Source organism: Ectopseudomonas guguanensis (assembly GCF_900104265.1).
Taxonomy (GTDB): domain Bacteria; phylum Pseudomonadota; class Gammaproteobacteria; order Pseudomonadales; family Pseudomonadaceae; genus Aquipseudomonas; species Aquipseudomonas guguanensis.
This window is the reverse complement of sequence record NZ_FNJJ01000015.1, coordinates 78060-104192: the sequence shown is the minus strand read 5'-3', so window position 1 is coordinate 104192 and position 26133 is coordinate 78060. Positions and strand designations below refer to the sequence as shown.

The 26133-nt window shown below is 65.3% G+C and carries 27 protein-coding genes; 15 read left to right on the top strand and 12 right to left on the bottom strand.

Features of this window, described 5'->3' with window-relative positions; all coding sequences use genetic code 11:
• Window positions 1-14 precede the first annotated feature (14 nt).
• From BLS61_RS20290 to BLS61_RS20280, 3 genes are all read left to right on the top strand, one after another.
• Window positions 15-956: a 2-hydroxyacid dehydrogenase gene (locus tag BLS61_RS20290; RefSeq protein ID WP_090433917.1), complete on the top strand. Its 942-nt coding sequence runs from the start codon at window positions 15-17 to the stop codon at window positions 954-956.
• 200 nt (window positions 957-1156) lie between these two features.
• Window positions 1157-2086 (top strand): ABC transporter ATP-binding protein, encoded by a 930-nt coding sequence (locus BLS61_RS20285; protein WP_090433915.1) that lies wholly within the window; start codon window positions 1157-1159, stop codon window positions 2084-2086.
• Complete coding sequence (locus tag BLS61_RS20280) at window positions 2083-2844, top strand: ABC transporter permease (RefSeq protein ID WP_090433913.1); 762 nt, start codon at window positions 2083-2085, stop codon at window positions 2842-2844. The genes BLS61_RS20285 and BLS61_RS20280 overlap by 4 nt, the downstream gene beginning before the upstream one ends.
• 273 nt (window positions 2845-3117) lie before the next feature.
• Here the strand turns inward: BLS61_RS20280 and BLS61_RS20275 are convergent, their stop codons facing one another.
• Entirely contained in the window at window positions 3118-3510 is a 393-nt protein-coding gene (locus BLS61_RS20275) for a protease inhibitor I42 family protein (protein WP_090433911.1), read from the bottom strand.
• A 159-nt stretch (window positions 3511-3669) separates the two neighbouring features.
• Window positions 3670-6066 (bottom strand): endopeptidase La, encoded by a 2397-nt coding sequence (gene lon / locus BLS61_RS20270; RefSeq protein ID WP_090433909.1) that lies wholly within the window; start codon window positions 6064-6066, stop codon window positions 3670-3672.
• Between the two features lie 247 nt (window positions 6067-6313).
• On the opposite strand from lon, the gene BLS61_RS20265 reads away from it, so the two are divergent.
• The 5 genes from BLS61_RS20265 (at window position 6314) to BLS61_RS20245 (ending at window position 11483) form a co-directional block, all read left to right on the top strand.
• A complete protein-coding gene (locus BLS61_RS20265) occupies window positions 6314-7063 on the top strand; it encodes a helix-turn-helix domain-containing protein (RefSeq protein WP_090433907.1) in 750 nt (249 codons plus the stop codon).
• 133 nt (window positions 7064-7196) lie between these two features.
• Window positions 7197-7883 carry a hypothetical protein gene (locus BLS61_RS20260; RefSeq protein ID WP_090433905.1) on the top strand — a complete coding sequence of 229 codons (687 nt, stop codon included), beginning with the start codon at window positions 7197-7199 and terminating at the stop codon, window positions 7881-7883.
• Window positions 7870-10206, top strand: coding sequence for a putative bifunctional diguanylate cyclase/phosphodiesterase (locus BLS61_RS20255; RefSeq protein WP_090433903.1), 2337 nt, complete (start codon window positions 7870-7872; stop codon window positions 10204-10206). The genes BLS61_RS20260 and BLS61_RS20255 overlap by 14 nt, the downstream gene beginning before the upstream one ends.
• 3 nt (window positions 10207-10209) lie before the next feature.
• Window positions 10210-11061 (top strand): DUF3034 family protein, encoded by an 852-nt coding sequence (locus BLS61_RS20250; protein WP_090433901.1) that lies wholly within the window; start codon window positions 10210-10212, stop codon window positions 11059-11061.
• 2 nt (window positions 11062-11063) lie between these two features.
• Window positions 11064-11483, top strand: a complete 420-nt coding sequence (locus BLS61_RS20245) for a group I truncated hemoglobin (RefSeq protein ID WP_090433899.1) — start codon at window positions 11064-11066, stop codon at window positions 11481-11483.
• An 8-nt stretch (window positions 11484-11491) separates the two neighbouring features.
• Here the strand turns inward: BLS61_RS20245 and lpcA are convergent, their stop codons facing one another.
• The 6 genes from lpcA to minC form a co-directional block, all read right to left on the bottom strand.
• Complete coding sequence (lpcA, locus tag BLS61_RS20240) at window positions 11492-12079, bottom strand: D-sedoheptulose 7-phosphate isomerase (RefSeq protein WP_090433897.1); 588 nt, start codon at window positions 12077-12079, stop codon at window positions 11492-11494.
• Window positions 12080-12231: 152 nt separating this feature from the next.
• Complete coding sequence (locus BLS61_RS20235; RefSeq protein WP_090433896.1) at window positions 12232-13521, bottom strand: M18 family aminopeptidase; 1290 nt, start codon at window positions 13519-13521, stop codon at window positions 12232-12234.
• Between the two features lie 204 nt (window positions 13522-13725).
• The gene (locus BLS61_RS20230) at window positions 13726-14361 is read right to left on the bottom strand and encodes an RluA family pseudouridine synthase (protein ID WP_059390669.1); all 636 of its coding nucleotides are present in this window, start codon (window positions 14359-14361) and stop codon (window positions 13726-13728) included.
• A 142-nt stretch (window positions 14362-14503) separates the two neighbouring features.
• Window positions 14504-14758 carry a cell division topological specificity factor MinE gene (gene minE, locus BLS61_RS20225; protein WP_003241592.1) on the bottom strand — a complete coding sequence of 85 codons (255 nt, stop codon included), beginning with the start codon at window positions 14756-14758 and terminating at the stop codon, window positions 14504-14506.
• Window positions 14755-15570: a septum site-determining protein MinD gene (gene minD / locus BLS61_RS20220; protein WP_090433894.1), complete on the bottom strand. Its 816-nt coding sequence runs from the start codon at window positions 15568-15570 to the stop codon at window positions 14755-14757. Before minD ends, minE begins: the two co-directional genes overlap by 4 nt.
• Window positions 15571-15671: 101 nt before the next feature.
• A complete protein-coding gene (gene minC, locus BLS61_RS20215) occupies window positions 15672-16400 on the bottom strand; it encodes a septum site-determining protein MinC (protein ID WP_090433891.1) in 729 nt (242 codons plus the stop codon).
• A gap of 206 nt (window positions 16401-16606) precedes the next feature.
• Here minC and BLS61_RS20210 point away from each other — a divergent pair, with 206 nt between their 5' ends.
• Both BLS61_RS20210 and BLS61_RS20205 read left to right on the top strand, forming a co-directional pair.
• Window positions 16607-17539 carry a lipid A biosynthesis lauroyl acyltransferase gene (locus BLS61_RS20210; protein WP_090433889.1) on the top strand — a complete coding sequence of 311 codons (933 nt, stop codon included), beginning with the start codon at window positions 16607-16609 and terminating at the stop codon, window positions 17537-17539.
• Window positions 17540-17574: 35 nt separating this feature from the next.
• Window positions 17575-18756: a patatin-like phospholipase family protein gene (locus BLS61_RS20205; RefSeq protein ID WP_090433887.1), complete on the top strand. Its 1182-nt coding sequence runs from the start codon at window positions 17575-17577 to the stop codon at window positions 18754-18756.
• 82 nt (window positions 18757-18838) lie between these two features.
• Here the strand turns inward: BLS61_RS20205 and BLS61_RS20200 are convergent, their stop codons facing one another.
• The 4 genes from BLS61_RS20200 to BLS61_RS20185 form a co-directional block, all read right to left on the bottom strand.
• Window positions 18839-19693: a pirin family protein gene (locus tag BLS61_RS20200; RefSeq protein WP_090433885.1), complete on the bottom strand. Its 855-nt coding sequence runs from the start codon at window positions 19691-19693 to the stop codon at window positions 18839-18841.
• Between the two features lie 109 nt (window positions 19694-19802).
• Window positions 19803-20573, bottom strand: a complete 771-nt coding sequence (locus BLS61_RS20195; RefSeq protein WP_090433882.1) for an MlaA family lipoprotein — start codon at window positions 20571-20573, stop codon at window positions 19803-19805.
• Entirely contained in the window at window positions 20566-21864 is a 1299-nt protein-coding gene (locus BLS61_RS20190; RefSeq protein ID WP_090433880.1) for a serine/threonine protein kinase, read from the bottom strand. Before BLS61_RS20190 ends, BLS61_RS20195 begins: the two co-directional genes overlap by 8 nt.
• A gap of 345 nt (window positions 21865-22209) precedes the next feature.
• Window positions 22210-22434: a DUF2061 domain-containing protein gene (locus BLS61_RS20185; RefSeq protein WP_090433878.1), complete on the bottom strand. Its 225-nt coding sequence runs from the start codon at window positions 22432-22434 to the stop codon at window positions 22210-22212.
• Window positions 22435-22589: 155 nt separating this feature from the next.
• On the opposite strand from BLS61_RS20185, the gene BLS61_RS20180 reads away from it, so the two are divergent.
• The 5 genes from BLS61_RS20180 (at window position 22590) to BLS61_RS20160 (ending at window position 25978) form a co-directional block, all read left to right on the top strand.
• On the top strand, window positions 22590-22958 hold the full coding sequence (locus BLS61_RS20180) for a DUF2784 domain-containing protein (RefSeq protein WP_090433876.1): 369 nt from the start codon (window positions 22590-22592) through the stop codon (window positions 22956-22958).
• A 98-nt stretch (window positions 22959-23056) separates the two neighbouring features.
• Window positions 23057-23869 carry an SDR family oxidoreductase gene (locus tag BLS61_RS20175; protein ID WP_090433874.1) on the top strand — a complete coding sequence of 271 codons (813 nt, stop codon included), beginning with the start codon at window positions 23057-23059 and terminating at the stop codon, window positions 23867-23869.
• 100 nt (window positions 23870-23969) lie between these two features.
• Window positions 23970-25133, top strand: coding sequence for an MFS transporter (locus tag BLS61_RS20170; RefSeq protein ID WP_090433873.1), 1164 nt, complete (start codon window positions 23970-23972; stop codon window positions 25131-25133).
• A gap of 74 nt (window positions 25134-25207) precedes the next feature.
• The gene (locus BLS61_RS20165) at window positions 25208-25636 is read left to right on the top strand and encodes a hypothetical protein (RefSeq protein WP_090433871.1); all 429 of its coding nucleotides are present in this window, start codon (window positions 25208-25210) and stop codon (window positions 25634-25636) included.
• Between the two features lie 9 nt (window positions 25637-25645).
• The gene (locus tag BLS61_RS20160; RefSeq protein ID WP_090433869.1) at window positions 25646-25978 is read left to right on the top strand and encodes a YnfA family protein; all 333 of its coding nucleotides are present in this window, start codon (window positions 25646-25648) and stop codon (window positions 25976-25978) included.
• Window positions 25979-26133 lie beyond the last annotated feature (155 nt).

Genomic DNA, 26133 nt, shown 5'->3' with positions numbered 1-26133 from the left:
AGACAGGAGGTTCCATGAGCAAACCCAAGGTGTTGCAGGTCGGCCCGCTGAGCGAGCGTTTCAACCGCGAGCTGGCCGAGCAATACGAGGTCAGCGCGCTGTGGCAACAGGCCGAGCCGCTGGCGTTCCTGCGCGAGCATGGCGAGCAGTTCATCTACATGGTGTCCTCGGCACGTTTCGGCTGCACAGTTGATCAGCTGGCGCTGCTGCCGAATCTGCGCGCCATCTGCAGCTTCGGTGTCGGCTACGACCCCTATCCGCTGGAGCTGCTGCGCGATCGTGGCATCGTGCTCAGCACCACGCCGGACGTGCTCAACGACTGCGTGGCCGACCTGGCCATGGGCCTGATGATCGACAGCGCGCGACGTCTGTCCGAGGCCGATCGCTTCGTGCGCAGCGGCGCCTGGAACAGCACCACGGGTTTCCCGTTGGCGCGTCGGGTCAGCGGCAAGCGCCTGGGTATCGTTGGTCTCGGGCGCATCGGCGAGGCAGTGGCCCTGCGCGCCTCGGGTTTCTCCATGCCGGTGCGTTACCACAATCGCCGTGCGGTCGAGGGCAGTCCTTACCAGCACGAGCCGGATCTGCTGGCGCTGGCGCGCTGGGCGGATTTCCTGGTGCTGACTTGCCCCGGCGGCAAGGCCACCCATCATCTGATCAACGCCGAGGTGCTCGAAGCACTCGGCCCGGATGGTTTTCTGATCAACGTGGCACGTGGCTCGGTGGTCGATGAGGCCGCGCTGATCACGGCGTTGCAACAGAAGGTGATTGGCGGCGCCGGGCTGGACGTCTTCGAGCGCGAACCCCAGGTGCCGGCGGCGCTGCGCGAACTGGACAACGTGGTGCTGCTGCCGCACGTCGGCAGCGGCAGCGTCGAGACGCGCCAGCAGATGGCCGATCTGGTGCTGGACAACCTGCGCGCCTTCATCGCCACCGGCAAGCTGCTGACGCCGCTCTGATCCCGCTCGCCAGCGAATATGCCGGGCAGCGCTGCCGCCTGGCCTATCGTTACATCGCCACAAGCGCTGTAATCGTTCTCTACCTCACCTGCAGCATCCCCGGCGCACCACAAGTGCGCCGTTTTTTCTCCTCTGCGCTGATGTCGGTGCCTCATGCCCTGTAAACTGTGGCGTTTTCCGCAGGCAAGGGGCCATCCACCGTGCAGTCGGTCATCTCCATTTCGCAACTGAACAAGACCTATGCGTCCGGGCATCCGGCGCTGCAAGGCATCGACCTGGACATTCGCCAGGGCGAGATATTTGCCTTGCTCGGGCCCAACGGCGCCGGCAAGACCACGCTGATCAGCATCATCTGCGGCATCGTCAATCCGGGCGAGGGCAGGGTACTGGTCGGCGGCAAGGACATCGTCCGCGACTACCGCGCGGCCCGCTCGCAGATCGGCCTGGTGCCGCAGGAGCTGGTCAGCGACGTGTTCGAAACCGTCTGGGCGACGGTCAAGTTCAGCCGCGGCCTGTTCGGCAAGAAGCCCGATCCGGCCTATCTCGAGCAGTTGCTCAAGGACCTGTCGCTGTGGGACAAGCGGGACGCCAAGATCATGGAGCTGTCCGGCGGCATGAAGCGCCGAGTGATGATCGCCAAGGCGCTGTCGCACGAGCCGCAGATTCTCTTTCTCGACGAGCCTACCGCCGGCGTCGACGTCGAGCTGCGCCGCGACATGTGGAACATGGTGCGGCGCCTGCGCGAGCGCGGCGTGACCATCATCCTCACCACCCACTACATCGAGGAGGCCGAGGAAATGGCCGACCGCATCGGGGTGATCAGCAAGGGGCGGATCATCCTGGTGGAGGACAAGCAGGTACTGATGCACAAGCTGGGCAAGAAGCGGCTCACTCTGCACCTGCAGCAGCCTTTGTCCTGCGTGCCGGCCGAGCTGGCGCGCTATGGCCTGGAGCTGGCCGATCAGGGCCATGCCCTGGTGTTCACCTTCGACGCCCAGCACGAGAACACCGGTATCGCCGAACTGCTGCGCGATCTGACCCAGCACGGCATCGACTTCAAGGATCTGCAGTCGAGCCAGAGTTCCCTGGAAGAAATCTTCGTCGGCCTGATCAAGGAGTCGCGCGCATGAACCTGTACGCCATCAAGGCCATCTACCTGTTCGAGCTGGCGCGCACCTGGCGCACCCTGTTGCAGAGCATCGCCACCCCGGTGATCAGCACCTCGCTGTACTTCGTGGTATTCGGCTCGGCCATCGGTTCGAGCATGACCCAGGTGCAGGGCGTGAGCTACGGCGCCTTCATCATCCCTGGCCTGATCATGCTGGCGCTGCTGACCGAGAGCATTTCCAACGCCTCGTTCGGCATCTACATGCCCAAGTACTCGGGGAGCATCTACGAGATTCTTTCGGCGCCGGTGTCGTACCTGGAGATTCTGATCGGCTATGTCGGCGCAGCAGCGACCAAGTCGGTGATCCTCGGTCTGATCATCCTGCTCACCGCCAGGCTGTTCGTCGATTTCGAGATACAGCATCCGCTGTGGATGGCGGCGTTCCTGGTGCTGACGGCGCTGACCTTCAGCTTGTTCGGCTTCATCATCGGCGTGTGGGCCGATGGCTGGGAGAAGCTGCAGATCGTCCCGGCGCTGATCGTCACGCCACTGACCTTCCTCGGCGGTGCTTTCTATTCGATCAGCATGCTGCCGCCGGCCTGGCAGACGGTGACCCTGTTCAACCCGGTGGTGTACCTGATCAGCGCCTTCCGCTGGAGCTTCTACGGCGTGTCCGACGTCAATGTCGGCGTCAGCCTGGCCATGGTGCTGGGCTTTCTAGCGCTGTGCATCCTCCTGGTGGGCTGGATCTTCAAGACCGGTTACCGGCTCAAGAGCTGAGCCTCTGGATAGCGGCATTCGCGGCTGAAGCCGCTCCTACCCAGATCGCGTAAGCCTCTGACTGTAGGAGCGGCTTCAGCCGCGAAACGCTGGAAACGAAGGGGGGCGCATCTGCGCCCCTTGTCAATTTCAGCTTGGGCGGGTGAAACCCGCCATGAGGGAGTGGCGGGTTGCACCCGCCCTACGGTCGGTGGGAGGCGCTTTAGCGGCGATTCGCTTCGAGCCGTGGCGGCTAAAGCCCCTCCCACAGAAGCCGTACCATGCGCGACTATTTCACTTCACCCGCAGCTCGCACTCGAAGGTTTGCGCCGGCGGCACGTTTGGCTCCCAGGGCTGCTGGTAGGTCAGCAGCAGGCGGCCCTCGCCGGCTTCGCGAGCGGTGAAGCGCCAGGTGGAGATGCCGCCAGCGCCCACCAGCCCGGCGTCTTCCGGATTGCTGTAGACCTCCGGGCCGAGGCTCTGCAGTACGTTCGCCGCGCCATCACGGACCTCCCAGCGAAAACCGGTGGTGGGGTTGCTGGGCAGGCTGAGAATCAGCTGCTGGCCCTTGTTCAGCGTCAGCGGGCACTGCCGATCCTTCTTCAGCTCCAGCGTGCCGGATTGATGCGCGCAGGCGCTGAGCAGGGCCAGGGCGGGCAGGGTAAGCAGGCGCAAGGTGGCGTGCATGACGAACTCCAGTCGACGAAACCTGGCCCAGCATAGCGGCATAGACCTGTCGGTGGCGACCTTGGAGATGCGTGGTTTGCTGTAGGAGCGAGCTTTGCTCGCGAAGCTTTCAGGTTCGCCGACATTCGCGAGCAGAGCTCGCTCCTACATTGGGCCTCTTTAGTCGAACAGTATCTTGGCCACATCCCCATAACGCCTGGCGAAATGCACCGTCAGGCCTTCCTTGAGATAGTCCGGCAACTCCTCGTAACTGCCACGGTTGGCCTCCGGCAGGATCAGCTCATTGATCTTCTGCCGGCGCGCCGCGATCACCTTCTCGCGTACGCCGCCGATGGGCAGCACCTGGCCGGTGAGGGTCAGCTCGCCGGTCATGGCCACGCCCTTTTTCGGCGCCTGGTTGCGCGCCAGGGAGAGCAGGGCGCTGGCCATGGTGATGCCGGCGCTGGGGCCGTCCTTGGGCGTGGCGCCTTCCGGTACGTGCAGGTGGACGAAGGCCTGGTCGAAGAAGCTCGGGTCGCCGCCGAACTGCTTCAGATGCGAGCTGACGTAGCTGTAGGCGATCTCCGCCGACTCCTTCATCACCTCGCCGAGCTGGCCGGTGAGCTTGAAGCCGCGGTTGAGCGTGTGGATGCGCGTCGCCTCGATCGGCAGGGTGGCGCCGCCCATGCTGGTCCAGGCCAGGCCGGTGATCACGCCGACGCCGGCCAGCACCCGCTCGTTGCGGAACACCGGCATGCCCAGAGTGTCTTCCAGATCCTTGGTGCCGATGCGGATTTTCGCTTCGGGATCTTCCAGCAATTTGACCACCGACTTGCGCACCAGCTTGCCCAGCTGCTTCTCCAGCTGGCGTACGCCGGCCTCGCGGGCATAGCCTTCGATCACCGCGCGCAGCGCCGCGTCGCTGATGGACAGGCGCGCCTTCGGTACGCCGGCCTTTTCCAGCTGCTTGGGCCACAGGTGGCGCTTGGCGATGGCGAGCTTTTCCTCGGTGATGTAGCCGGACAGGCGGATCACCTCCATGCGGTCGAGCAGCGGCCCGGGAATCGAGTCGAGCGTGTTGGCGGTGCACACGAACAGCACCTTGGACAGGTCCAGGCGCAGATCCAGGTAGTGGTCGAGGAACTCGACGTTCTGCTCCGGATCGAGGGTTTCCAGCAGCGCCGAGGCGGGGTCGCCCTGGTAGCTGGTGCCCATCTTGTCGATCTCGTCGAGCATGATCACCGGGTTCATCACCTCGGCTTCCTTCAGCGCCTGCACCAGCTTGCCGGGCATGGCGCCAATGTAGGTGCGGCGATGGCCCTTGATTTCCGCCTCGTCACGCATGCCGCCTACCGAGAAGCGATAGAACGGCCGGCCGAGGGATTCGGCGATGGACTTGCCGATACTGGTCTTGCCCACGCCAGGTGGACCCACCAGCAGCACGATGGAGCCGGCGATCTCGCCCTTGAAGGCGCCGACCGCGAGAAACTCGGTGATGCGCTGCTTGATGTCGTCCATGCCGGCGTGGTGCTTGTCCAGCACCTTGCGCGCGCGACCGAGGTCGAGCTTGTCCTGGCCGTGGATGCCCCAGGGCAGGGCGGTCGCCCAGTCCAGGTAGTTACGGGTGACGGCGTACTCCGGCGAGCCGGTCTCGAGGATCGACAGCTTGTTCAGCTCCTCGTCGATGCGCTTCTGCGCAGGCGCGGGCAGGGTCTTGCCCTCGAGGCGGGCGAGGAATTCCTCGCGGTCGGCGCTCTTGTCGTCCTTGCTGATGCCCAGCTCCTGCTGGATCAGCTTGAGCTGCTCCTTGAGGAAGAATTCGCGCTGACGCTCGCCGATCTGCTTGTTCACCTCGGCCGACAGCTCCTTCTGCAGGCGGCCGACTTCGACCTCCTTGCGCAGCAGCGGCAGCACCTTCTCCATGCGCTTGAGCATGGGCACGGTGTCCAGCACTTCCTGCAGCTCATGGCCGGAGGCGGTGGTCAGCGCGGCGGCAAAGTCTGTAAGTGGCGACGGGTCGTTGGGGCTGAAGCGATTGAGGTAGTTCTTCAGCTCCTCGCTGTACAGCGGGTTGAGCGGCAGCAGCTCCTTGATCGCATTGATCAGCGCCATGCCGTAGGCCTTGACCTCGTCACGCGGGTCGGCAGGCGGCTGTGGGTAGTCCACTTCGGCCAGGTACGGGCCACGGCGGCTGAGCCAGCCGCGGATGCGCACGCGGGTCAGGCCCTGAGCGACGAACTGCAGCTTGCCGCCTTCCTCGCTGACATGGTGCACGCGCACCAGGGTGCCGTGCTCGGGCAGGCTGTCGAGATCGAACTCGCCGTGCTCGTCCGGCGGGGTGTCGACGAAGAATACCGCCATGCACTTGTGCTCGGTGTTGCCGACGCGCGTCAGGGTGCGGCCCCAGGGCTGCTGGTTGACGATCACCGGCAACACCTGCGCCGGGAAGAACGGGCGGTTGTGGATGGGGATGATGTAGAGCTTGTCCGGCAACTGCTGCGCGGGCAGTACCAGGCCAGTGCTGCTGGCCTGGACGTGAACTTCGACGGCTTCCGGGGTGTTGTCCTGATCGTTCATGGAGCACCTTTGCGTGGACGTTGAATGCTACATGGGGCGACCTCGGGATTTTTTCAACGGTTCACGCCAGGCATGGGTCATAGGCGCATCGTTTCATCAGGCCAGGTAAGCGACTCGCTTGAGGTCAGACTGCTCGGGTGTGTCTGGTTGCTATAAGTGCAACCGTTTCGCTGATAGGTGGTTGCGGCGTTTTTCCGTGGAAAGGAGTAAAGTGCAACCCCTTGTTTCGTGCCGCCAGTCTTTTGCGATGCTGCAAGCCCGTGTGATTCGCCTGGATGAACAGGCCCATGAACATGCCCATGACCATCATCAACTGGTGATGTCCCTGGTCGGTCGCGCCGAATTCGAGGTCGGCGGACGCGGCGGTGAGGTCTGCCGCATGCGCGCCTGCCTGGTGCCAGGCGACGCCGCTCACCAGTTCGCCGGCATGGGCGACAACCGCATGCTGATTCTCGACCTGGACGAGCACGACACACCCAGCGAAGACCTGGAGCTGCTCCATCGTCTGTTCGAGACGCCGCGCTATCCGGCCCTCGATGTCGATTTCCAGCACCTGCTGACCTACGCCGGCGCCGAGCTCGAGCGTTACGGCAGCGATTCCATCCTCGCGCGTTCTCTCGGTGGCGTGCTGTTGCGCGCCCTGCACCTGCGTCTGTTTGGCGAGCAGCGCCGGCAGCCGCAAGGGCCGCTGGATCTGCAGCGTCTGGACGACTACATCGGCGAGCATCTGGCGCGGCGCATCAGCGTCGCCGAGCTGGCGCACGTGATGTGCCTGAGCCCCAGTCACTTCCACGCTCAGTTCAAGGACAGCGTCGGCCTCACCCCGCATCAATACCTGCTCAAGACCCGCCTCGACCGCGCTGCACGCATGCTGCGCGAGAGCAACCTGCCGCTGGTGCGCATCGCCGAGGAATGCGGTTTCTCCAGCCAGAGCGCGCTGACCACCTCCATGCGTCGCTACCTCGGCCTTACGCCCAAGCGCCTGCGCAGCGAGTAGCGCCCCGGCCGGCCGATATTGGCCGGTTCGCCTCCGGCCAGCTAGGCTGTCCATTCAGTACGCCAAACCCGGTTGCCAAGACGGCATGAAATCCTGTGAACGCCCGGCCGCTGGCTCGGGCCAAGGCTCGCGCATGACTGTTCGCAATTCCCGCCTGCTTCCCTTCCTCCTGTTTACCGCTCTGGCCCTGCCTGGCCTGGCGCCCGCGGCAGCGCTGCATGCCGAGTTGACGGATGCCTCCGGCCAGCCCCTGGCCGATGCGGTGATCACGCTGCGCGGCCCGCTGGAGGCGCCCGAGGCGCCACCGCCGGCGCGCATGGATCAGCGTGACAAGCAGTTCCGGCCCCATGTGCTGGCGGTGCGTACCGGCACCCTGGTGTCCTTCCCCAACAGCGACGACATTCGCCACCATGTCTATTCCTTCTCGCCGGCCAAGCGTTTCGAGCTGCGCCTTTACCAGGGCACGCCGAGCGAGCCGGTGCTGTTCGACCAGCCCGGGCTGGTGGTGCTGGGCTGCAATATCCACGACTGGATGCTCGGCTATATCTACGTCACCGACGATCCCTGGTTCGCCGTCAGCGACGAGCAGGGCAGGGCGGCCATTGCCGGGTTGCCGGCCGGTCGCTACGTCGTCACGCTCTGGCATCCGGGCAATCCGCAATTGCTGCCGCAGACTGCCGGCGAGCTGCAGGTGCAGACGCAGACGCTGAGCCAGCGTTTCACCCTGGCCAGCAGCGGCCCCGTCGAACCGCCGGCGCCGCCCGCGCCGAGCGCATTTGGCGAGGCCTTCAGGAAGGCGGTCGAAGATGCTGCGCAATAGCTTTCAGGCGCGCATCGGCGGCGTCCTCGTCCTGCTGCTGCTGGTGGTGATCGGTGCCCTCTATGTCGCGGTCAAGGCCGCCACCGATGCCGCCGTGCGCGCTCAGGCGCAGGAGCAGCTGAACGTCGGCAGTCGGGTTTTCGAGCAACTGCTGGCGCTGCGCAGCGACCAGCTGCGGCAGGCCGCTCAGGTGCTGGCGGCCGACTTCGGCTTCAAGGATGCAGTGATCAGTGGCGATACCCCGACCATTCGCTCGGCGCTGGCCAACCAGGGCGCGCGGATCAACGCCGACGCGGTGTTCCTGCTGGGCCTGGACGGCAGCCTGCAGGTGAGCACCGACCCGGACATCGACGCCGAGGCGCTGGCTCGCCTCGGTGCTCAGTCGCTGCCGCGGCGCGACGGCGCGCACCTGTCCCTGCTGCCGATCGGCAGGCAGATCTACCTGCTGGTGGATGCCACGGTGAGCGCACCGCTGCCGATCGCCCGTGTGCTGGTGGGCTTCGCCGTGGATCGCGAGTTCGCCCTGCAGCTGCGCGAGCTGACCCATCTGGAGCTGAGCCTGGTGGCCAGTCGTGATGGCGCGGCGCCGACCTGGATCAGCACCCTGCCGACCCGGGCTCAGGCCCTGCTGGAGGCGAAGATCCAGGGGGACGGCGCGATGCCGCAACGCTTCGGCGACGGCATCGAGCACTACTTCGGCCAGCATCTGCAGCTGGCCAGCGGCCCCGGCTATCGGGTCGAGGCGTTGTTGCACAAGTCCCTCGGCGAGGCCGAGGCGGCGTTCGCACCGCTGGATCGACGCATACTGCTGATCAGTCTGGGAGCCATGCTCGCCTCGCTGATCGGCGCCTTGCTGCTGGCACGCAGCGTGTCGCGGCCGGTGCGCGCGCTGGCAGCCGCCGCCCAGCGCATCGGCCGCGGCGACTACCAGCAGGCGGTGGCCCTGGCGCGCAGCGACGAGCTGGGCCTGCTGGCGCTGGCGGTCAACGACATGCAGCGCGGCATCGCCGAGCGCGAGCGGCAGCTGGCGCACAGCGCCTTGCACGACGCGCTGACCGGTCTGCCCAACCGCACCCTGGCGTTGGAGCGGCTCGGCAGCGCGATCACCGCCGGGCGCCCCACCGCCCTGCTTTACCTGGGCGTGGGCAACTTCGCTGCGATCAACGAGAGCTGCGGCCAGGGCGGCGGTGACCTGGCCCTGCAGCAGCTGGCCCGGCGCCTGCAGGCGACCCTGCGCCCCGGCGACAGCCTGGCGCGCCTGCTGGGCGACGAATTCCTCCTGCTGCTGCAGGAGTGCGACGGCGGCAGCGCGGTGGCCAGCGCCGACCGCCTGCATCAGTTGCTGCTCAAGCCGCTGCGCATCGGCACGCTGGACGTCGCCCTGGAGTGCCGCATCGGCATCGCTGCCTATCCGGCCGATGGCGACACCCCGGACGATCTGCTGCGCCGTGCGCGCATCGCCATGCAGGATGCCGCCCGCCACCCCGGTCGCCTGCAGCTCTACCAGCAGGGCCGCGACGCCGCCCAGCAGCGCCAGGTCCAGCTGATTCGCGACCTGCGCCACGCCGCCGCACAGGGCCAGCTGCTGCTGCACTACCAGCCCAAGCTGGATATTCGCGAGGGCCGCGTGCGCCAGGCCGAGGCGCTGCTGCGCTGGCAGCATCCGCAGCTGGGCATGGTCTCGCCCGGCGAATTCATCCCGCTGGCAGAACGCACCGGCAGCATCCAGCTGCTCACCGCCTGGGTCATCGAGGAGGTCATGCGCCAGTTGCAGGAGTGGGACGGGCGCGGCGTCTGGGTGCAGGTATCGCTGAACATCTCCACCGAGGACCTGCTGGACGCCGGCTTGCCGGCGCGGGTCGGCGCGCTGCTGGCGCGCTACCGGGTGGCACCGGAGCAGTTGATCTTCGAGATCACCGAGAGCGGCGTGATGCTCGATCCCGAGCGCGCGTTGCAGGTGCTGCACGGCTTGCGCGACTACCGCATCGGCCTGTCGGTGGACGATTTCGGCACCGGCTATTCCTCGCTGGCGCAGCTCAAGCGCATGCCGGTGCAGGAGCTGAAGATCGACCAGAGTTTCATCCGCGAGCTGGACGACCACCGCGAGGACTCGGTGATCGTGCGCTCGACCATCGAAATGAGCCACAGCCTGGGACTCAAGGTGGTCGCCGAGGGTGTGGAGCTGGCGTCCAGCCTGAATCTTTTGCAGCGCTGGCATTGCGACACCGCCCAGGGCTACCTGATCAGTCGGCCGTTGGCCGCCGAGGCCTTCGAGGCCTGGCTGGCGCAGCCCTATCGTCCCCCCCTGGCCAAGGTGCACTGAAGCATGCGACTCGCCTGCCTGTTGGGACTATACCTGTGCGCCGGGCTGGCTAGCGCCGGCGAGGGTCGCTTGCTGGCCACCGGCGGAGCCACCAGCCTGGAGGGCGCCGCCGGTGGCGGCATCATGCCCTGGGCGGTGCTGGCCGGTTACGGCGAGCGCGGCGAATGGGGCGCGGACGTGTTCGCCACCCGCGTCGAAACCGGCGACTACCGCCTCGACGTGGCCGGCGTGGCGGCGGCCTACGGCAACCGCATCGAGCTTTCCTACGCGCGCCAGCGCTTCGACCTCGGCACCCTGGCGCGCGACCTGCGCCTGCCGGACAACAGCCTCAGCCAGGACGTGCTCGGCCTCAAGCTGCGCCTGGCCGGCGACCTGATCTACGACCGCCTGCCGCAGATTTCCCTCGGCCTGCAGCACAAGCGTCAGCGCGACTTCCTCGTGCCCAGCCTGGTCGGCGCGCAGCGCCGCGAGGACAGCGAAGGCTACCTGGCGGCCAGCCGGCTGATCCTCGGCGGTGCTTTCGGCTACAACCTGCTGCTCAACGCCAACCTGCGCTATAGCCGGGCCAACGAACTGGGCCTGCTGGGCTTCGGTGGCGACCGCCGCGACCGCCATTCCTGGCTCAAGGAAGGCTCGGTGGCGGTGCTGCTGGATCGGCACTGGGCAGTGGGCATCGAGTATCGGGAAAAACCCGACAACCTGAGCTTTGCCGGCGAGAGCGACTGGGCCGATCTGTTCGTCGGCTACTTCCCCAACAAGAACCTGGCCGTGGTGTTGGCCTACGCGCGGCTCGGCGAGATCGCCACGCTGGACAACCAGGACGGTGTCTACCTGTCCGTGCAGGGGAGTTTCTGAACATGCGCCTGGCCGTGCTCTGCCTGCCGCTGCTGCTGGCCGCCTGCGCCCAGCAGGCGCCGCGCGACGACGGTCTTTACCACGCCCTGGGCGAGGAGCCCGGTATCGTGCGGATCGTCGAAGGCATGCTGCTGGGCTCCGCACGCGATCCGCGCATCGCCCGGCACTTTCGCGGCATCGACATCGAGCGCCTGCGCGAGAAGCTGATCGAGCAGCTGTGCTTCGAGAGCGGCGGCCCCTGCGTCTACACCGGCGACAGCATGGAGGAGAGCCACAAGGGCCTGCGCCTGACCCCCAGCGACTTCAACGCCCTGGTCGAGCACCTGCAGGACGCCATGGAGGCCGAGGGCGTGCCGACGCCGGCGCAGAACCGCCTGCTGGCGCGCCTGGCGCCGATGCGCGGGCAGGTGATCGACCGTTAGCGCTGCGCTCAGGCGTAGTTCTGCGGGCTGAGCTTGCGCTCGATCAGCTCGATGAGGATGTGCAGCGTCTTGATGTGCAGCTCCTGCACGCGGTCGGCGTAATCGCCGCCGGGGGCGCAGATGCACACATCGGCCAGGCTCTCCAGCAGCGAGCCGGGCTTGCCGGTCAGGGCGATCACCTTCACCCCCAGCGCCTTGGCGGCTTCGGCGGCCTTGACCACGTTGGGGCTCTTGCCGCTGGTACTGATGGCGATCAGCACGTCACCTTCGTGGCCGTGGGACTCGATATAGCGCGAGAAGATGAAGTCGTAGCCGAAGTCGTTGGCCACGCAGCTGATGTGGCTGGGGTCGCTGATCGACACCGCGGCGATGCCGGGGCGGTTGTTGCGGTAGCGCCCGGTCAGCTCCTCGGCGAAGTGCATGGCATCGCACATCGAGCCGCCGTTGCCGCAGGAGAACGCCTTGCCCTTGTTCTCGAAGCTGGCGATCAGCAGTTCGGCCGCTTTCTGGATATTGCCCAGGGTCTGTTCGTTGGCGAGGAAGGCCTCCAGCGCGCGCTGGGCTTCCTGCAGGCTGTTGCGGATATGTTCGATCATCGTAGGTCTTAGAACCTCTTTTAAAGTTTCGCGAGCTAGAGCCATGCAAGGCAAAAACTGGCGAGAAAGCGGAGTTTACGAGTTGTAAATGAGCATTTCGAGCCAGTTTTTAACGCAGCAGGGCCGAAGCGCAGCAGACTTTAAATAGGTTCTCAGGGGAGTTCAGGGCTGGAATAGAAGGCCGTCAGTACTTTCACCAGGTGATCGACGTCATGGCTGCCGGCCAGTTCGCGGATCGAGTGCATGGCGAAGGTGGGCAGGCCGATGTCGACGGTGCGCACGCCCAGTTGGCTGGCGGTGATGGGGCCGATGGTGGAGCCGCAGGCCATGTCGCTGCGCACCACGAAGCTCTGCACCGGCACTTCGTTCTCCAGGCACAGGTGGCGGAAGAAGCCGGCGGTCTCACTGTTGGTGGCGTAGCGCTGGTTGCTGTTGATCTTGATCACCGGGCCGGCGTTGAGCTTGGGACCGTGGTTGCCGTCGTGCTTGTCGGCATAGTTGGGGTGCACGCCGTGGGCGTTGTCGGCCGAGACCAGCAACGAGCGCTGGATGATGCGGACGAAATCGTCGCCACCCGGCAGCGCGCGGCGCAGCACCTGCTCGAGGAAGGGCCCGTCGGCACCGCAGGCCGAGCAGGAGCCGACTTCTTCGTGGTCGGTGCAGACCAGCACGCAGGTTTCCTCGTCGTCCGAGTCGATCAGCGCCTGCAGGCCGGCGTAGCAGGACAGCAGATTATCCAGGCGCGCGCTGGCGATGAAGTCCTGATTGAGGCCAACGATGGCGGCGCTCTGGGTGTCGTAGAAGCTCAGCTCGTAATCCAGTACCGCGTCCGGGTTGAAGTCGTGCTCCATGGCCAACTGTTCGGCGAGCAGGGCGCGGAAGTCGGCGGTTTCGCTACTGGCGAGCTGGGCGAGGATCGGCGGCAGTTCGTTCTGCGGGTTGATCGCCCAGCCCTGATTGGCCTCGCGGTTGAGGTGAATGGCCAGGCTGGGGATCACGGCGATGGGCTGGTAGAAGTCGATCAGCTGGCTCTCGACCTTGCCGTCGCGGCGGTAGGTCACGCGGCCGGCCAGCGACAGGTCACGGTCGAACCAGGGCGCGAGCAGGGCGCCGCCATAGACTTCCACGCCGAGCTGGAAATAGCCCTGGCGCTGCAGTTCCGGGCTGGGTTTGACGCGCAGGCAGGGGCTGTCGGTATGCGCGCCGACCAGGCGAATGCCGCCGTCCACGGCTGGGCGGTTACCCAGCTTGAAGGCGATGATCGAGGAGTCGTTGCGGGTCACGTAGTAGCGACCACCGGCCTCAAGGTGCCAGGGCGCGCGTTCGTCGAGGTGACGATAACCGGCGGCTTCCAGGCGCATGGCCAGGCTGGTGGTAGCATGGAAAGGGGTCGGCGAGGCGTTGAGAAAATCGAGCAGGCCTTGGATCAGTTCTTCGCGCATAGGGACTCCGGGCAACGATGGCGCGAGTGTAACCAATTTGCATCGCCCTGTGCCGGCCGTGCACTCGTTTGGGGCGATAGTTGGCGTCTATCAGCGGGTAGGGTGCGCCGCGCGCACCGCTTCGCGTTCGCTGGCTGAGACTGCGCCGCCGCCTTTGCTGGTGCGCACGGCGCACCCTACGGGTTGTCACGCGGGCCGGAGTGATCAGAACGGTGCCGGACACTCGAAGCGCATGCGTTCGCCTGTTTGCGGGTGGGTGAGGGCGAGCATGCTGGCGTGCAGGCACAGGCGCTCGTGAGCGGCCAGGGCCTGTTCGTGGGCGTACAGACGGTCGCCCAGCAGCGGATGGCCGATGGACAGCATATGCACGCGCAGCTGGTGCGAGCGCCCGGTGATGGGGGTGAGCTCGACCCGGCACCAGTCGCCGCAGCGCTCGATGATGCGCCAGTGGGTCAGGGCGTGTTTGCCCAGTTCGTGATCGACCACGTGGCGCGGCTTGGTCGGTGGGTCGTAGCGCAGCGGCAGGTCGATGCTGCCGCTGTCGGCCTGCGGCTGGCCCCAGCACAGCGCGGTGTAGGCCTTCTCGGTTTCACGGTCATGGAACTGGCGCGACAGCTCGCGGTGGCTGTCGGCATCGCGGGCCAGGACGATGATGCCGGAGGTTTCCCAGTCCAGCCGATGCACGATGCGCGCCTCGGGGTAGCCGTTTTCCTGCAGGCGGGTGACCAGGCAATCCTTGTTGTCATCGGCGCGGCCGGGCACCGACAGTAGCAGGGTGGGCTTGTTGATCACCAGCAGGGCGGCGTCCTGGTGGAGAATTTCGATCTGGCTTAGCGGCATGATGTGTGGGCTGGTGTAGGAGCGGATTCATCCGCGATGCTTTTGGCCTGTAGAAGCTTCGCGGATGAATCCGCTCCTACAGGGGCGCGTTGCTACAAACGAACACGGCGGCCGAAGCCGCCGTGCGCATGGCCAGGATCGATCAGCGATCCGGCAGGGTAATGTTCAGCTCCAGGATCGAGCAGCTGCCCTGGTTTTCCAGCGCGACCTGTACCTGGTCCGATTCGATGTTGACGTACTTGCGGATCACCTCGACCAGCTCCTGCTGCAGGGCAGGCAGGTAGTCCGGCTGGCTGCGCTGGCCACGTTCGTGGGCAACGATGATCTGCAGGCGCTCCTTGGCGATTGATGCTGTGGTTTCCTTCTTGCGCGAACGCAAGAAGTCAAAAATATTCATTCTCGACCTCCAAACAGGCGCTGCAGGAAGCCCTGCTTCTTCACGTCCAGGAAGCGGTGCGGCACGTCCTTGCCGAGCAGGCGATCGACTGCGTCGCTGTAGGCCTGGCCAGCGTCGCTCTGGTCATCGAGGATGACCGGGATACCCTGGTTGGAAGCCTTGAGCACGGCCTGGGATTCGGGGATCACGCCGAGCAGGCGGATGGCGAGGATTTCCTCGACGTCTTCGACGCCGAGCATCTCGCCCTTGGTAACGCGCTCGGGGTTGTAGCGGGTCAGCAGCAGGTGTTCCTTGATCGGCTCCTCGCCTTTCTCGGCGCGGCGCGATTTGCTCGCCAGCAGGCCGAGCATGCGGTCGGAGTCGCGCACCGAGGAGACTTCCGGGTTGGTCACGACGATGGCCTCGTCGGCGAAGTACATCGCCAGGTGGGCACCTTTCTCGATACCGGCCGGCGAATCGCAGACCACGAACTCGAAGTTTTCCGACAGCTCGCTGATCACCTTCTCCACGCCTTCCTGGGTCAGCGCGTCCTTGTCACGGGTCTGGCTGGCGGCCAGCACGTAGAGGTTTTCGAGGCGCTTGTCCTTGATCAGGGCCTGGGTCAGGGTGGCTTCGCCGTTGACCACGTTGACGAAGTCGTACACCACGCGGCGTTCGCAGCCCATGATCAGGTCGAGGTTACGCAGGCCGACGTCGAAGTCGACGATGACGGTCTTGTGGCCGCGCAGGGCGAGACCGGTACCGATGGCAGCGCTGGTGGTGGTTTTACCGACGCCACCCTTGCCGGAAGTGACTACGAGGATCTTGGCCAAGGTGATTCACCCCAAAAAATGAAGATAAACGCGGGAATCCGTAGGCCATTCAAGGCTTCCAGATGCCCTTTTGTGTCCCTGAAAAGTGGCGGAAGTATCCGTTAAAGGCGGGTGATGTTCAACACGTCACCCGACAGGCTGACGTGTACCGCATCACCCCAGAGCGGGTCGCGGCGCAGATCTTCGGCGACCTTGTAATGGCCGGCGATCGACAGCATTTCGGCGCCCATTTGCTGACAGAAAATCCGCGCCTTGGTGTTGCCCTTGATGCCGGCGAGGGCGCGGCCACGCATGGGCGCGTAAACATGGATGTTGCCATCGGCGAGAAGTTCCGCCCCGGCACTGACGGGGGCCAGGACGATCAGATCGCCGCCCTGAGCGTAGACCTGCTGGCCGCCGCGTACCGGGGTGGTGACGATGCGGCTGGGTTTGTGCTCGGGCTCTGCCGGCTTTTCCTCGACCTTCTTCGGTGCCGGGTCGATGGGCCGTTCGCGGGCGCCGGAGGGCGGCAGCACGGGCAGATCCATGGCTTCGGCGGCAGCCACGTCGCTTTCACGCGAGGCGCGGATGGCCAGGGTCCGCAGGCCATGGCGGCGGCACACGGCCATCAGCTCGGCCAGGTCCAGCTCGCCTTCGCCTTGCGGTAGCTTGTCCAGCGCCAGCACCAGCGGGGTGTTGCTGAAGAAGGCCGGGGCCTGGGCGACCTTTTCCGTCAGTTGCGCGTCGAGGCGTTCGAGATCGTTGTGCGCCAGTTCCATCACGGTGATGGCAAGCATGCTGCCCTTGAGCTGGAATACGGGGGCCTGGGCGAGGAGGTCGGCTTGGCTCATGGTGGTGCGATGGGCCTTGTGGCGAGTCGAAAGATGCCGGACTTATAGCGATTCGAGCTGCATGCCGCAAGCCGCGCGCGTCAGCGAGGTGGGGCGGGGCGAGGATGATGGCTGTCGTGATTCGCTTTTGTCGGCAGCGACGTCACCGGGGCGCTCGGGAAAACTGGGTTAGAATGCGCGACTTTGTATGTGATCGGAAACGCCTCATGGATCGCCCCCGCTTTCGCGCCTATTTTCTTCACCCGCGCTTCTGGCCGCTGTGGCTGGGCCTTGGGCTGCTGTGGCTGGTGGTGCAGTTGCCCTACGGCCTGCAGCTGAAGCTGGGGCGGGCGCTGGGCTGGCTGATGTATCGCACGGCCGGCTCGCGCCGGCGCATCGCCGCGCGCAATCTCGAGCTGTGCTTCCCGGCCAAGAGCGCCGCCGAGCGCGAGCGCCTGCTCAGGGAGAATTTTGCCTCCACCGGTATCGCCTTCTTCGAGATGGCCATGAGCTGGTGGTGGCCCAGGTCGCGCCTGGCAAAGCTGGCCCATGTCGAAGGTCTCGAGCATCTGCAGCAGGCGCAGGCCGCAGGGCAGGGCGTGATCCTCATGGCGGTGCACTTCACCACCCTGGAGATCGGCGCGGCGCTGCTCGGCCAGCTGCACACCATCGACGGCATGTACCGCGAGCACAAGAACCCGCTATTCGATTTCATCCAGCGCCGTGGCCGCGAGCGCCACAACCTAGATGCCACCGCCATCGAGCGCGAGGACATTCGCGCCATGCTCAAGGTGCTGCGCGCCGGCCGCGCCATCTGGTACGCGCCGGACCAGGACTACGGGCGCAAGCAGAGCATCTTCGTGCCGCTGTTCGGCATCCAGGCGGCAACGGTCACCGCCACCACCAAGTTCGCCCGCCTGGGCAAGGCGCGTGTGGTGCCCTTCACCCAGCAGCGCCTGGCCGATGGCAGCGGTTATCGGCTGGTGATCCATGCGCCGCTCGAAGGCTTCCCCGGCGAGAGCGAAGAGGCCGATTGCCTGCGCATCAACCAGTGGATCGAGCAGGTGGTCAGTGCCTGCCCGGAGCAGTACCTGTGGGCGCATCGCCGCTTCAAGACGCGCCCCGAGGGCGAGCCGAAGCTGTACGGTAAGCGTCGTTAGCGCACCTATACTCAAGAGAAAGTCAGGATCGCCCGATGACCGCAGTTGCCCATTCCCCTGAGCCCGTCACCGGCCTGATTCTCTCCGGTGGCGGGGCGCGGGCGGCCTATCAGGTCGGGGTGCTGGCGGCCATCGCCGATCTGCTGCCGGACACCTCGCACAACCCCTTTCCGGTAATAGTGGGCACCTCGGCCGGGGCGATCAATGCCGTTGGCCTGGCCTGTGGCGCGCTGCAGTTCGGCGAGGCGGTGCGCCGTCTGACCACGGTCTGGCAGGGCTTTCACACCCATATGGTGTACCGCAGTGATTGGCCGGGTGTGCTGCGTCAGGCGGCGCGCTTCATCGGGCACAGCCTGCTCGGCCTGGGGCGTGACGTTCCGGTGGCACTGCTCGACAGCTCACCGCTGCGTGAACTGCTGCAGCGCGAGCTGGACTTTTCCGGCATCGCGGCGGCGGTGCGCCACCGTCAACTGCGCGCGGTGGCGGTCACGGCCTTCGGCTACGAGAGCGGCCAGGCGGTGACCTTCTACCAGGGCCGCGCCACCATCGATCCCTGGTTCCGCCATCGCCGCGTGGGCGTGCCGACCCGCCTGCAACTGCACCACCTGCTCGCCAGCGCGTCGATCCCGCTGATCTTCCCGCCGGTGAAGATCAACCGCGAATACTTCGGTGACGGCGCCGTGCGCCAGGCAGCGCCGATCAGCCCGGCGCTGCACCTGGGCGCCAGCCGCGTGCTGGTGATCGGTGTCAGCGGCAATGCCCAGCTCGAGCCCAATGCTGCACTGCCGCGGGTGGCGAGCACGCGGCCGCCGAGCCTGGCGCAGATCGGCGGGCACATGCTCAACAGCACCTTCATCGACAATCTGGAAACCGACATCGAACTGCTCGAGCGGCTCAATCAGATGAGCGCGCTGGTGCCGCCAGAGCGCCGTCCGCGCGGGCTGGGTCTCAATCCGGTGGAGGTGCTGGTGATTGCGCCGAGCCGGCCGCTGGATCAGATCGCCGCGCGCCATCAGCGTGAGCTGCCCAAGGCACTGCGCCTGTTCCTGCGTGGCCCGGGGGCGACCAAGGCCGGTGGCGCCGGTGTGCTCAGTTATCTGCTGTTCGAGCCCGGCTACTGCAGCGAGCTGATCGAGCTGGGGTACCAGGATGCGATGACGCGCAAGGCCGACCTCTGCCGTTTTCTCGGTCTGGCCGAAGTGGCGCAGCCTGCCTGAGCCCTATCGTCTGTAGCGGGTTGGCTGCGCGCCGTTCCCTGGCGCGCATGGCGCGCCCTGCAACCAATCCGGCTCTTGTGTTTCAGGCCAGCACGCCGTCACGGAAGTCGCGCAGGGCCTGCTCGATTTCCTCGCGGCTGTTCATCACGAACGGTCCGTACTGCACGATGGGCTCGTTCAGCGGGGTGCCGGCGATCAACAGCACCCGCGCGCCATGCGTACTGGCCAGCTGCAGTTCGCCTTGATCCGATAGCCGTACCAGGCGCCCGGCACTGACCGCTTGCGCGTCGGCCGCGGGCAGTTCGAGCAGGCCTTGGTAGACGTAGAGCATGACCCGCTGACCATCGGCCAGGCGCGGCGCGATCCGGGCACCGGCGGGCAGATGCAGGTCGAACAGTTGCGGCTCGGTGTGCGGGCGCTGCACCGCGCCGGCCTGACGTATCTCGCCATCGTCGAACTCGCCGGCGATCACCACCACCTCGACGCCGGACGCCGTGTGGACGCGTGGAATCTCCGTAGCGGGAATGTCGCGATAACCCGCTTCGCCCAGCTTGTCCTTGGCCGGCAGGTTGAGCCAGAGCTGGAAGCCGCGCATGGCACCGGACTCCTGCTCGGGCATCTCGCTGTGGATGATGCCGCGCGCGGCGGTCATCCACTGCACGCCGCCGCTGCCAAGCAGGCCGACGTTGCCCAGGTGATCCTCGTGCCGCATGCGCCCTTCGAGCATGTAGGTGATGGTCTCGAAGCCGCGGTGCGGGTGCGGGGGGAAGCCGGCGATGTAGTCGTCGGGGTTGTCGGTGGAAAACTCGTCGAGCATCAGGAAGGGGTCGAAACGCTCCAGGCCCGGCCCGCCGATCACGCGGTTGAGGCGCACGCCGGCGCCGTCGGAGGCCGGTTGGCCAGGCTGGATGCTGATGACGCGGCGATGTGAAGTCATGACGGGCTCCTGGTTAGCGAGGAATGACGCCATGCTAGTCGCATCGAATCGATATTTGGGTGGAAAATTCTCACGTAATGAATCGAATTATTCGATCCATTACCTGCCCTCAGTCGGCGATCCGCAGCTTGCGCGACTCACTGTAGAAGTAGCGCAGCTTCTCGTACTCGAACGGCGAGTTGAGCTGGCCGTAGCGGAAGTTGGTATTGGCGCGGGTGTCGACGATGTTCAGGACGGTGATGCCGGGATTGCTGCGGCTGGCGTCGGCCACGTCGAGGTAGTTGACCGCATTGGCCAGGCTGTAATCGGCCACCAGCCCGCCGGTGTCGCGCAGGTTCGATGGACCGAGCAGCGGCAGCATCAGGTAGGGGCCGGCAGGCACGCCGTAGTAGCCCATTGTCTGGCCGAAGTCTTCGTTGAATCTCGGCAGGCCCATTTTCGTCGCCGGGTCCCAGATACCACCGACACCGAGAATGGTGTTGAACAGCAAGCGCGCGGTGGTGTTCATCGCCCGCTTGCCCTTGAACTGCAGCACGCTGTTGGCCAGCGTAGGGATTTCACCAAGGTTATTGAAGAAGTTGTGCACGCCGGTCTGCACCAGGTCCGGCGTGACGTAGCGGTAGCCGTCGACCACGGGCAGGAACACCCACTGATCGAAACGGTAGTTGAAGTGGTAGACGCGGCGGTTCCACGACTCCAGCGGGTCATAGACCTGCAGGGCATCACTGGAGGCGCGCTCGAACTCCTGCTGATCCAGCCCCGGGTTGAATTTCAGGTTCTGCAGCGGGTTGGTGAAGCCGTCAGGGTCGACCTGGTTCTCGGCCAGTGCCTGCCCGCTGACCAGCAGCAGGGCGATGATCAGAGTGCTGTGCTTAACCACGGAAGAACTCCAGCATGGCGTCGGCATTGACGCGATAGTTGAGGTTGCCGCAGTGCCCGCCGCGCGGGTAAAGGGTCAGGCGGTCGCCAAAGGTGCGGCGCAGGAAGCCGATGTCGCCCTGGCCGAGAATCAGGTCGTCGGCGTTGTGCATCACCGCGATCTTGTCGCTGCCTTTGAGGTAGTCCTCCAGGGCGTACAGGCTGCTCTTTTCGATCAGCTGGTTGAGGCTGCCGCCATCGTAGCGGGCGCGCCACATGGGCATCAGCTGCTCGGCGATGTAGCAATCGAAGTCGCAGCGCAGGGCCATCTGGAAGAAGGGCGTGAGGCTGGTGCTCTCGGTGATGCGGTAGTCGCGCGGGGTGATCAGGCCGCGGCGGTTGAGCAGGTCCGAGGTGAACACGATATCGGCGGAGGAGAAGCGGAACGAGGTGCCGATGAGCATGGCCATCTGCTCGTCCGACAGGCGCTCGGTGGACTGCTGGAAGTCGTAGAGCATGGCCTCGTTGATATCCAGATAGCCCTTGTCGTTGAAGTAGCGGGTCAGCTTGCCCAGCACCAGGTCATAGAAGTTGGTGCTGTTGTCGATGCCCTGCACGCGGGTCTGCACCAGCTTGTCCAGGTTGGTGATCGAGGTGTAGAGGTTGACCGGCGGGTTGAGCAGCAGCACGCGCTTGAAGTCGAAGGCGCGGCGGGTTTCGTCGATCTGGCTGACGAAGGCGGCATGCAGGGCGCCGAGACTGTAACCGGTGAGCAGGAATTCGCTGACCTCCAGCTTCGGATGCTGGGCGCGTACGGCCTGCATGGCGCGGTACAGGTCGTCGGCATCCTCCGGGCTGTAGCCGGGCGTGGCGAAGCGCGAGGCGGCAGCCATGAAGTCATAGCTGGTCGGCGAGGACAGCTGCACGACATGGAAACCGGCGCCGTAGAACAGCTTCTTCAGGTATTCGTTGATGCCGCTGGCGTAGTGCGCACCCGTGCCGGCGATGATGAAGATCAGCGGCGCACGGCCTTTCTGCTCGGCCAGGCGGTAGTGCAGCCTGGTCACTGGCCAGAAATTGTCCAGCAGCTCGAATTCGCGGTCAGGGCGCAGGCGAATCGAGTAGTCGCGTTGCCGGATGTCGCCGTCGGCCGGCAGCTCCGGGCGCAGCTCCGGCGGCGTGGTGGCGATGGTGGCCTCGAACGGATTGGCCAGCGGAAAGCCATAGCTTTCGGCGTCCACATCGGCGGCCATCGCCGAGGCACAGAAGACCAGGCCAGCGAACAGGGCGGCGAGTCGGGCAAGGCTGGGCATGTGCGAAGTCCCTTTGGCTGAGAGAACGTCTGGATTGAACAGCTGGCTTATGACAGCAGCAAGCAGGGCAAAGTGCCAGACTATCCTGCCTTATTACGGAGGAACTTGCGTAGCGGGGCGTTATGGGCAAGCACGTCAGCCAGGGCGCTTAAGGTGCTCGCGCTGGGCTCCCCTCTCCCATTTATGGGAGAGGGGTTGGGGGAGAGGGCCGAAAACACCGCAGAACTGCTATTCCCCCTCTCTGAACGCGGCCCGTCCTAACCCTCTCCCGGAGGGGCGAGGGGACTGATCGCGTTCGACCGCTTCTTATTTGACAGCATTAAGCCGGGGGGCCGGCTCGTTCAGTCAGGCCTGATGGTGCAGCCAGGCGTGCTTGGGACGCTCCGGGGCAGGCTGGCGATTGCGTTCGAAACGCTGCCAGATCTTCTCGTGGAAGTAGAAACCCACCGAGTTGCACAGCGGCTCGATCGCCGCCACCAAGCCGCTGGCCGCAACGCTGCCGGTCAGGGCGTAGGTGACGCCGAAGGCGATGCAGAAGTGCATGATGGTAAAGGTCAGTGTCTTGAGCATGATGCACCTCGTTGAGAATCATTTCGTCATGCTGAAGAGGCTAGTGCGGATCATGCGAGTCGGGAAATGCGCCGTTTGCATGGCTTTGATAGGTATGTCTAATTAAATCTATTTTTATGTAAGCTTTTTTCTATTTTTGTTCGGGAAAGACATAAATGATTTGGCGTACGGCTGCCGATGCCCTGGTGCTGGTGCACCTGGGCTTCATTCTGTTCGTGCTGCTCGGCAGCCTGCTGCTGCTGCGCTGGCCGCGGCTGATCTGGCTGCACCTGCCCGCGGTGGCCTGGGGCATCCTGGTGGAATGCCTGCACCTGGGATGCCCGCTGACGCCCTGGGAGAATCAGCTGCGTCGGCTGGCCGGGCAGGCGGGCTATGACGGCGGTTTCATCGAGCACTACCTGATACCGCTGATCTATCCGGCCGGGCTCACGCCCCAGCTCCAGCTCTGGCTCGGCGCCCTCGTCGTGCTGGTCAATCTGGCCGTCTATGCCTGGCTGGTCCGGCGCTGGCGCGCGCACGATTAGCGCTGCCTATTCATGAATCTGATGAAGGCGCGGGGGCTTTATCTACTTCGCTACACTGGCAGCCAATGCAACCAAAACACTGAAAGGCAGGGGCTGCTATGCAAAACCGCATGATGATCACTGGCGCGGGCTCTGGCCTGGGACGCGAAATTGCCCTGCGTTGGGCACGCGAGGGCTGGCGCCTGGCGCTGGCCGATGTCAACGAAGCCGGCCTGGCTGAAACCCTGAAACTCGTGCGCGAGGCCGGTGGTGACGGCTTCACCCGCCGTTGCGACGTGCGCGACTACAGCCAGCTGACCGCCCTGGCGCAGGCCTGCGAAGAGCAGTTCGGCGGTATCGATGTCATCGTCAACAACGCCGGTGTCGCCTCCGGTGGTTTCTTCAGCGAGCTGTCGCTGGAGGACTGGGACTGGCAGATCTCGATCAACCTGATGGGTGTGGTCAAAGGCTGCAAGGCATTCCTGCCGCTGCTGGAAAGGAGCAAGGGCAAGATCGTCAATATCGCCTCCATGGCCGCGCTGATGCAGGGCCCGGGCATGAGCAACTACAACGTGGCCAAGGCCGGTGTGGTGGCCCTGTCGGAAAGCCTGCTGGTGGAGCTGCGCCAGCTGGAGATCGGCGTGCATGTGGTCTGCCCGTCCTTCTTCCAGACCAACCTGCTGGACTCCTTCCGCGGCCCGACCCCGGCGATGAAGGCACAGGTGGGCAAATTGCTGGAGAGTTCGCCGATCACCGCTGCGGACATCGCCGATTACATCCACGCTGAAATGGCCAAGGGCAGCTTCATGATCCTGCCTCACGAAATGGGTCGCATGGCCTGGGCGGTGAAGCAGAAGAACCCGCAGGCGCTGTACGACGAGATGGCCAGCATGGCCGAGAAGATGCGCGGCAAGGCCAAGTCCGCCGGCTGACCGAAAGGTCAGTTATTCGTGCCTGCAGGCTTGCCTGGCGCGGCCTGCAGGGGTAGGGTGGCCGCCCCGGCCTGCCTGCCGTCACGACCATGGAATACCTGTGAAACCAGTCCCTCGGGCCCTGCTGCTGGTGGCCCTGGTGCTGGCGGCGATCAATTTGCGCCCCGGCATCACCTCCCTCGCACCACTGATCGAGCGCATCGCTGCGGAGCTGTCGCTGAGCCGCAGTTTCATCAGCCTGACTACCGCCTTGCCGGTGCTGTGCATGGGCCTGCTGGCGCCATTGGCGCCGCGCCTGGCGATGCGCTGGGGGCTCGAACGCACCATCGTGCTCTGCCTCGGGCTGATCGGCTTGGCGCTGCTGGCGCGTCTGGCCGCGCACCAGAGTGCGGTGCTGATCGGCAGTGCCATCGCGCTGGGCGCTGCGATTGCGGTGGCCGGGCCTCTGCTCTCGGGCTTCATCAAACGCTATTTCGCCAGCCAGATGGGCCGCGTGGTGGGCTGGTATTCGCTGGGCATGGCCATCGGCGGTGCGGGCGGTGCGGTGTTCACGGCGCCGGTCACGGCGCTGTTCGGCGATGCCTGGCATCTGGGGCTGGCGATATGGGCCATGCCGGCGTTGCTCGGGGTCCTGCTCTGGCTGTGGCTGCCCAACCAGGCCGTAGCGGCCGAGCAGCAGGAAAGCGGCGGCCTGCCCTGGCGGCAGCCGCGCGCCTGGCTGATCAGCTGCTTCTTCGCCATCCAGGCAGGGCTGTTCTACGCCATCGCCACCTGGGTCGTGGCGCGCTACCACGAAGCCGGGCTGAGCATGCTGCGCAGCAACTCGCTGCTCAGCCTGGCCATGCTCATGGGGCTGCCCAGCTCGTTCCTGCTGCCCTGGCTGGCGCAGCGCTACAACGCCCGTTACCCGCTGCTGCTGGCTTGCGGGGCGGTCACCTGCAGTTGCCTGGCGATGGTCACCTTCATGCCGCGTTTCGTTCCGGAGCTCTGGGCGGTGATCATGGGCTTTTCCCTGGGCGGCTCCTTCGCCCTGTCGCTGGTACTGCCGCTGTACGAAGCCGGCTCGCCGCTGGCGGTCAGCCGCTGGACGGCGATGATGCTGTTCACCGGTTACAGCCTCGGCTGCCTGACGCCGATTCTGACCGGCCTGGCCCGCGACCTGTCCGGCAGCTACCGGCTGCCGTTCGCCGTACTCACAGCCCTGGCGCTGGTGATGACGCTGGTGGCCTGGCTGCTGGGGCGAAACCGCCGGCAGCGCCGGTGAAGAATTGGCAGCAGTTCCTTTCTTGCCCAGGCGTGCTGTGTTAGAAGGCGTTCTGCTTTTTCAGGAGTGCCGGTGTGGAGTCCGAATCCATCGTCTATGGCTGTATCCGCGACTGGCCTTCGGATGATCCCGAGCTGCGTCGCCTGCGCCGTGAAACCAACCATGGCGTGCTGGCCGAATTGCCGTCTGGCGAGCTTTGGCCGTTTCTCGGTCGTGAGATGTTCTCCTTCTGCGAGCTGCCGGGGGCGGGCCTCTACCAGACCCAGGTGATCCACTTCGGTGCCAGCTACGGCGCGGTGGAGTATGAATGGAACCTGTGGATCGAAGCCTTCGAGGCCTTGCTCAAGCGCCTGTACTGGGCCAGTGCCGTGGTGCACCTGGAAACCGAGCTCAATGGCATGCATACCTTCCGCTGGGAGTCCGACAACGGTTTTCACAGCCCGCAGGAGGGCGCGCTGCGGGTGCGCTGCGCCTGGGAGCGTGAAGGAGCCCTGCGCGGCTAGGATGGCTGGATGAGCAACTATCTGTGGTTTCTGCTGGCGGCGCTGTTTGAGATCGCCGGTTGCTACGCCTTCTGGATGTGGCTGCGACTCGATCGCAGCATCTGGTGGGTGGCGCCGGGGCTGCTCAGCCTGGCGTTGTTCGCGCTGATTCTGACCCGCGTCGAGGCCTCCTTCGCCGGACGTGCCTATGCCGCGTATGGCGGTGTCTACATCGTCACTTCGCTGGTCTGGCTGGCCTTGATCGAAAGGACCCGGCCGATGTTCAGCGACTGGCTGGGCGCGGCCTTGTGCCTGGCCGGCGCTCTGATCATCCTGCTGGGCCCGCGGTTGCATTCCTCCTGAATCTGCTTATAAGTAGCAGAAGTAAAAAGTTCCGCTGTCATCAAATCTTTATATATCGGCAACTGAGCTGAAATAACCCCTCGCCAAGATTCCCCCCAGCACGAACGAGTCAACAACTCGGGTGTTTTCAACACTAAAAGTCAACAGGGGAATTT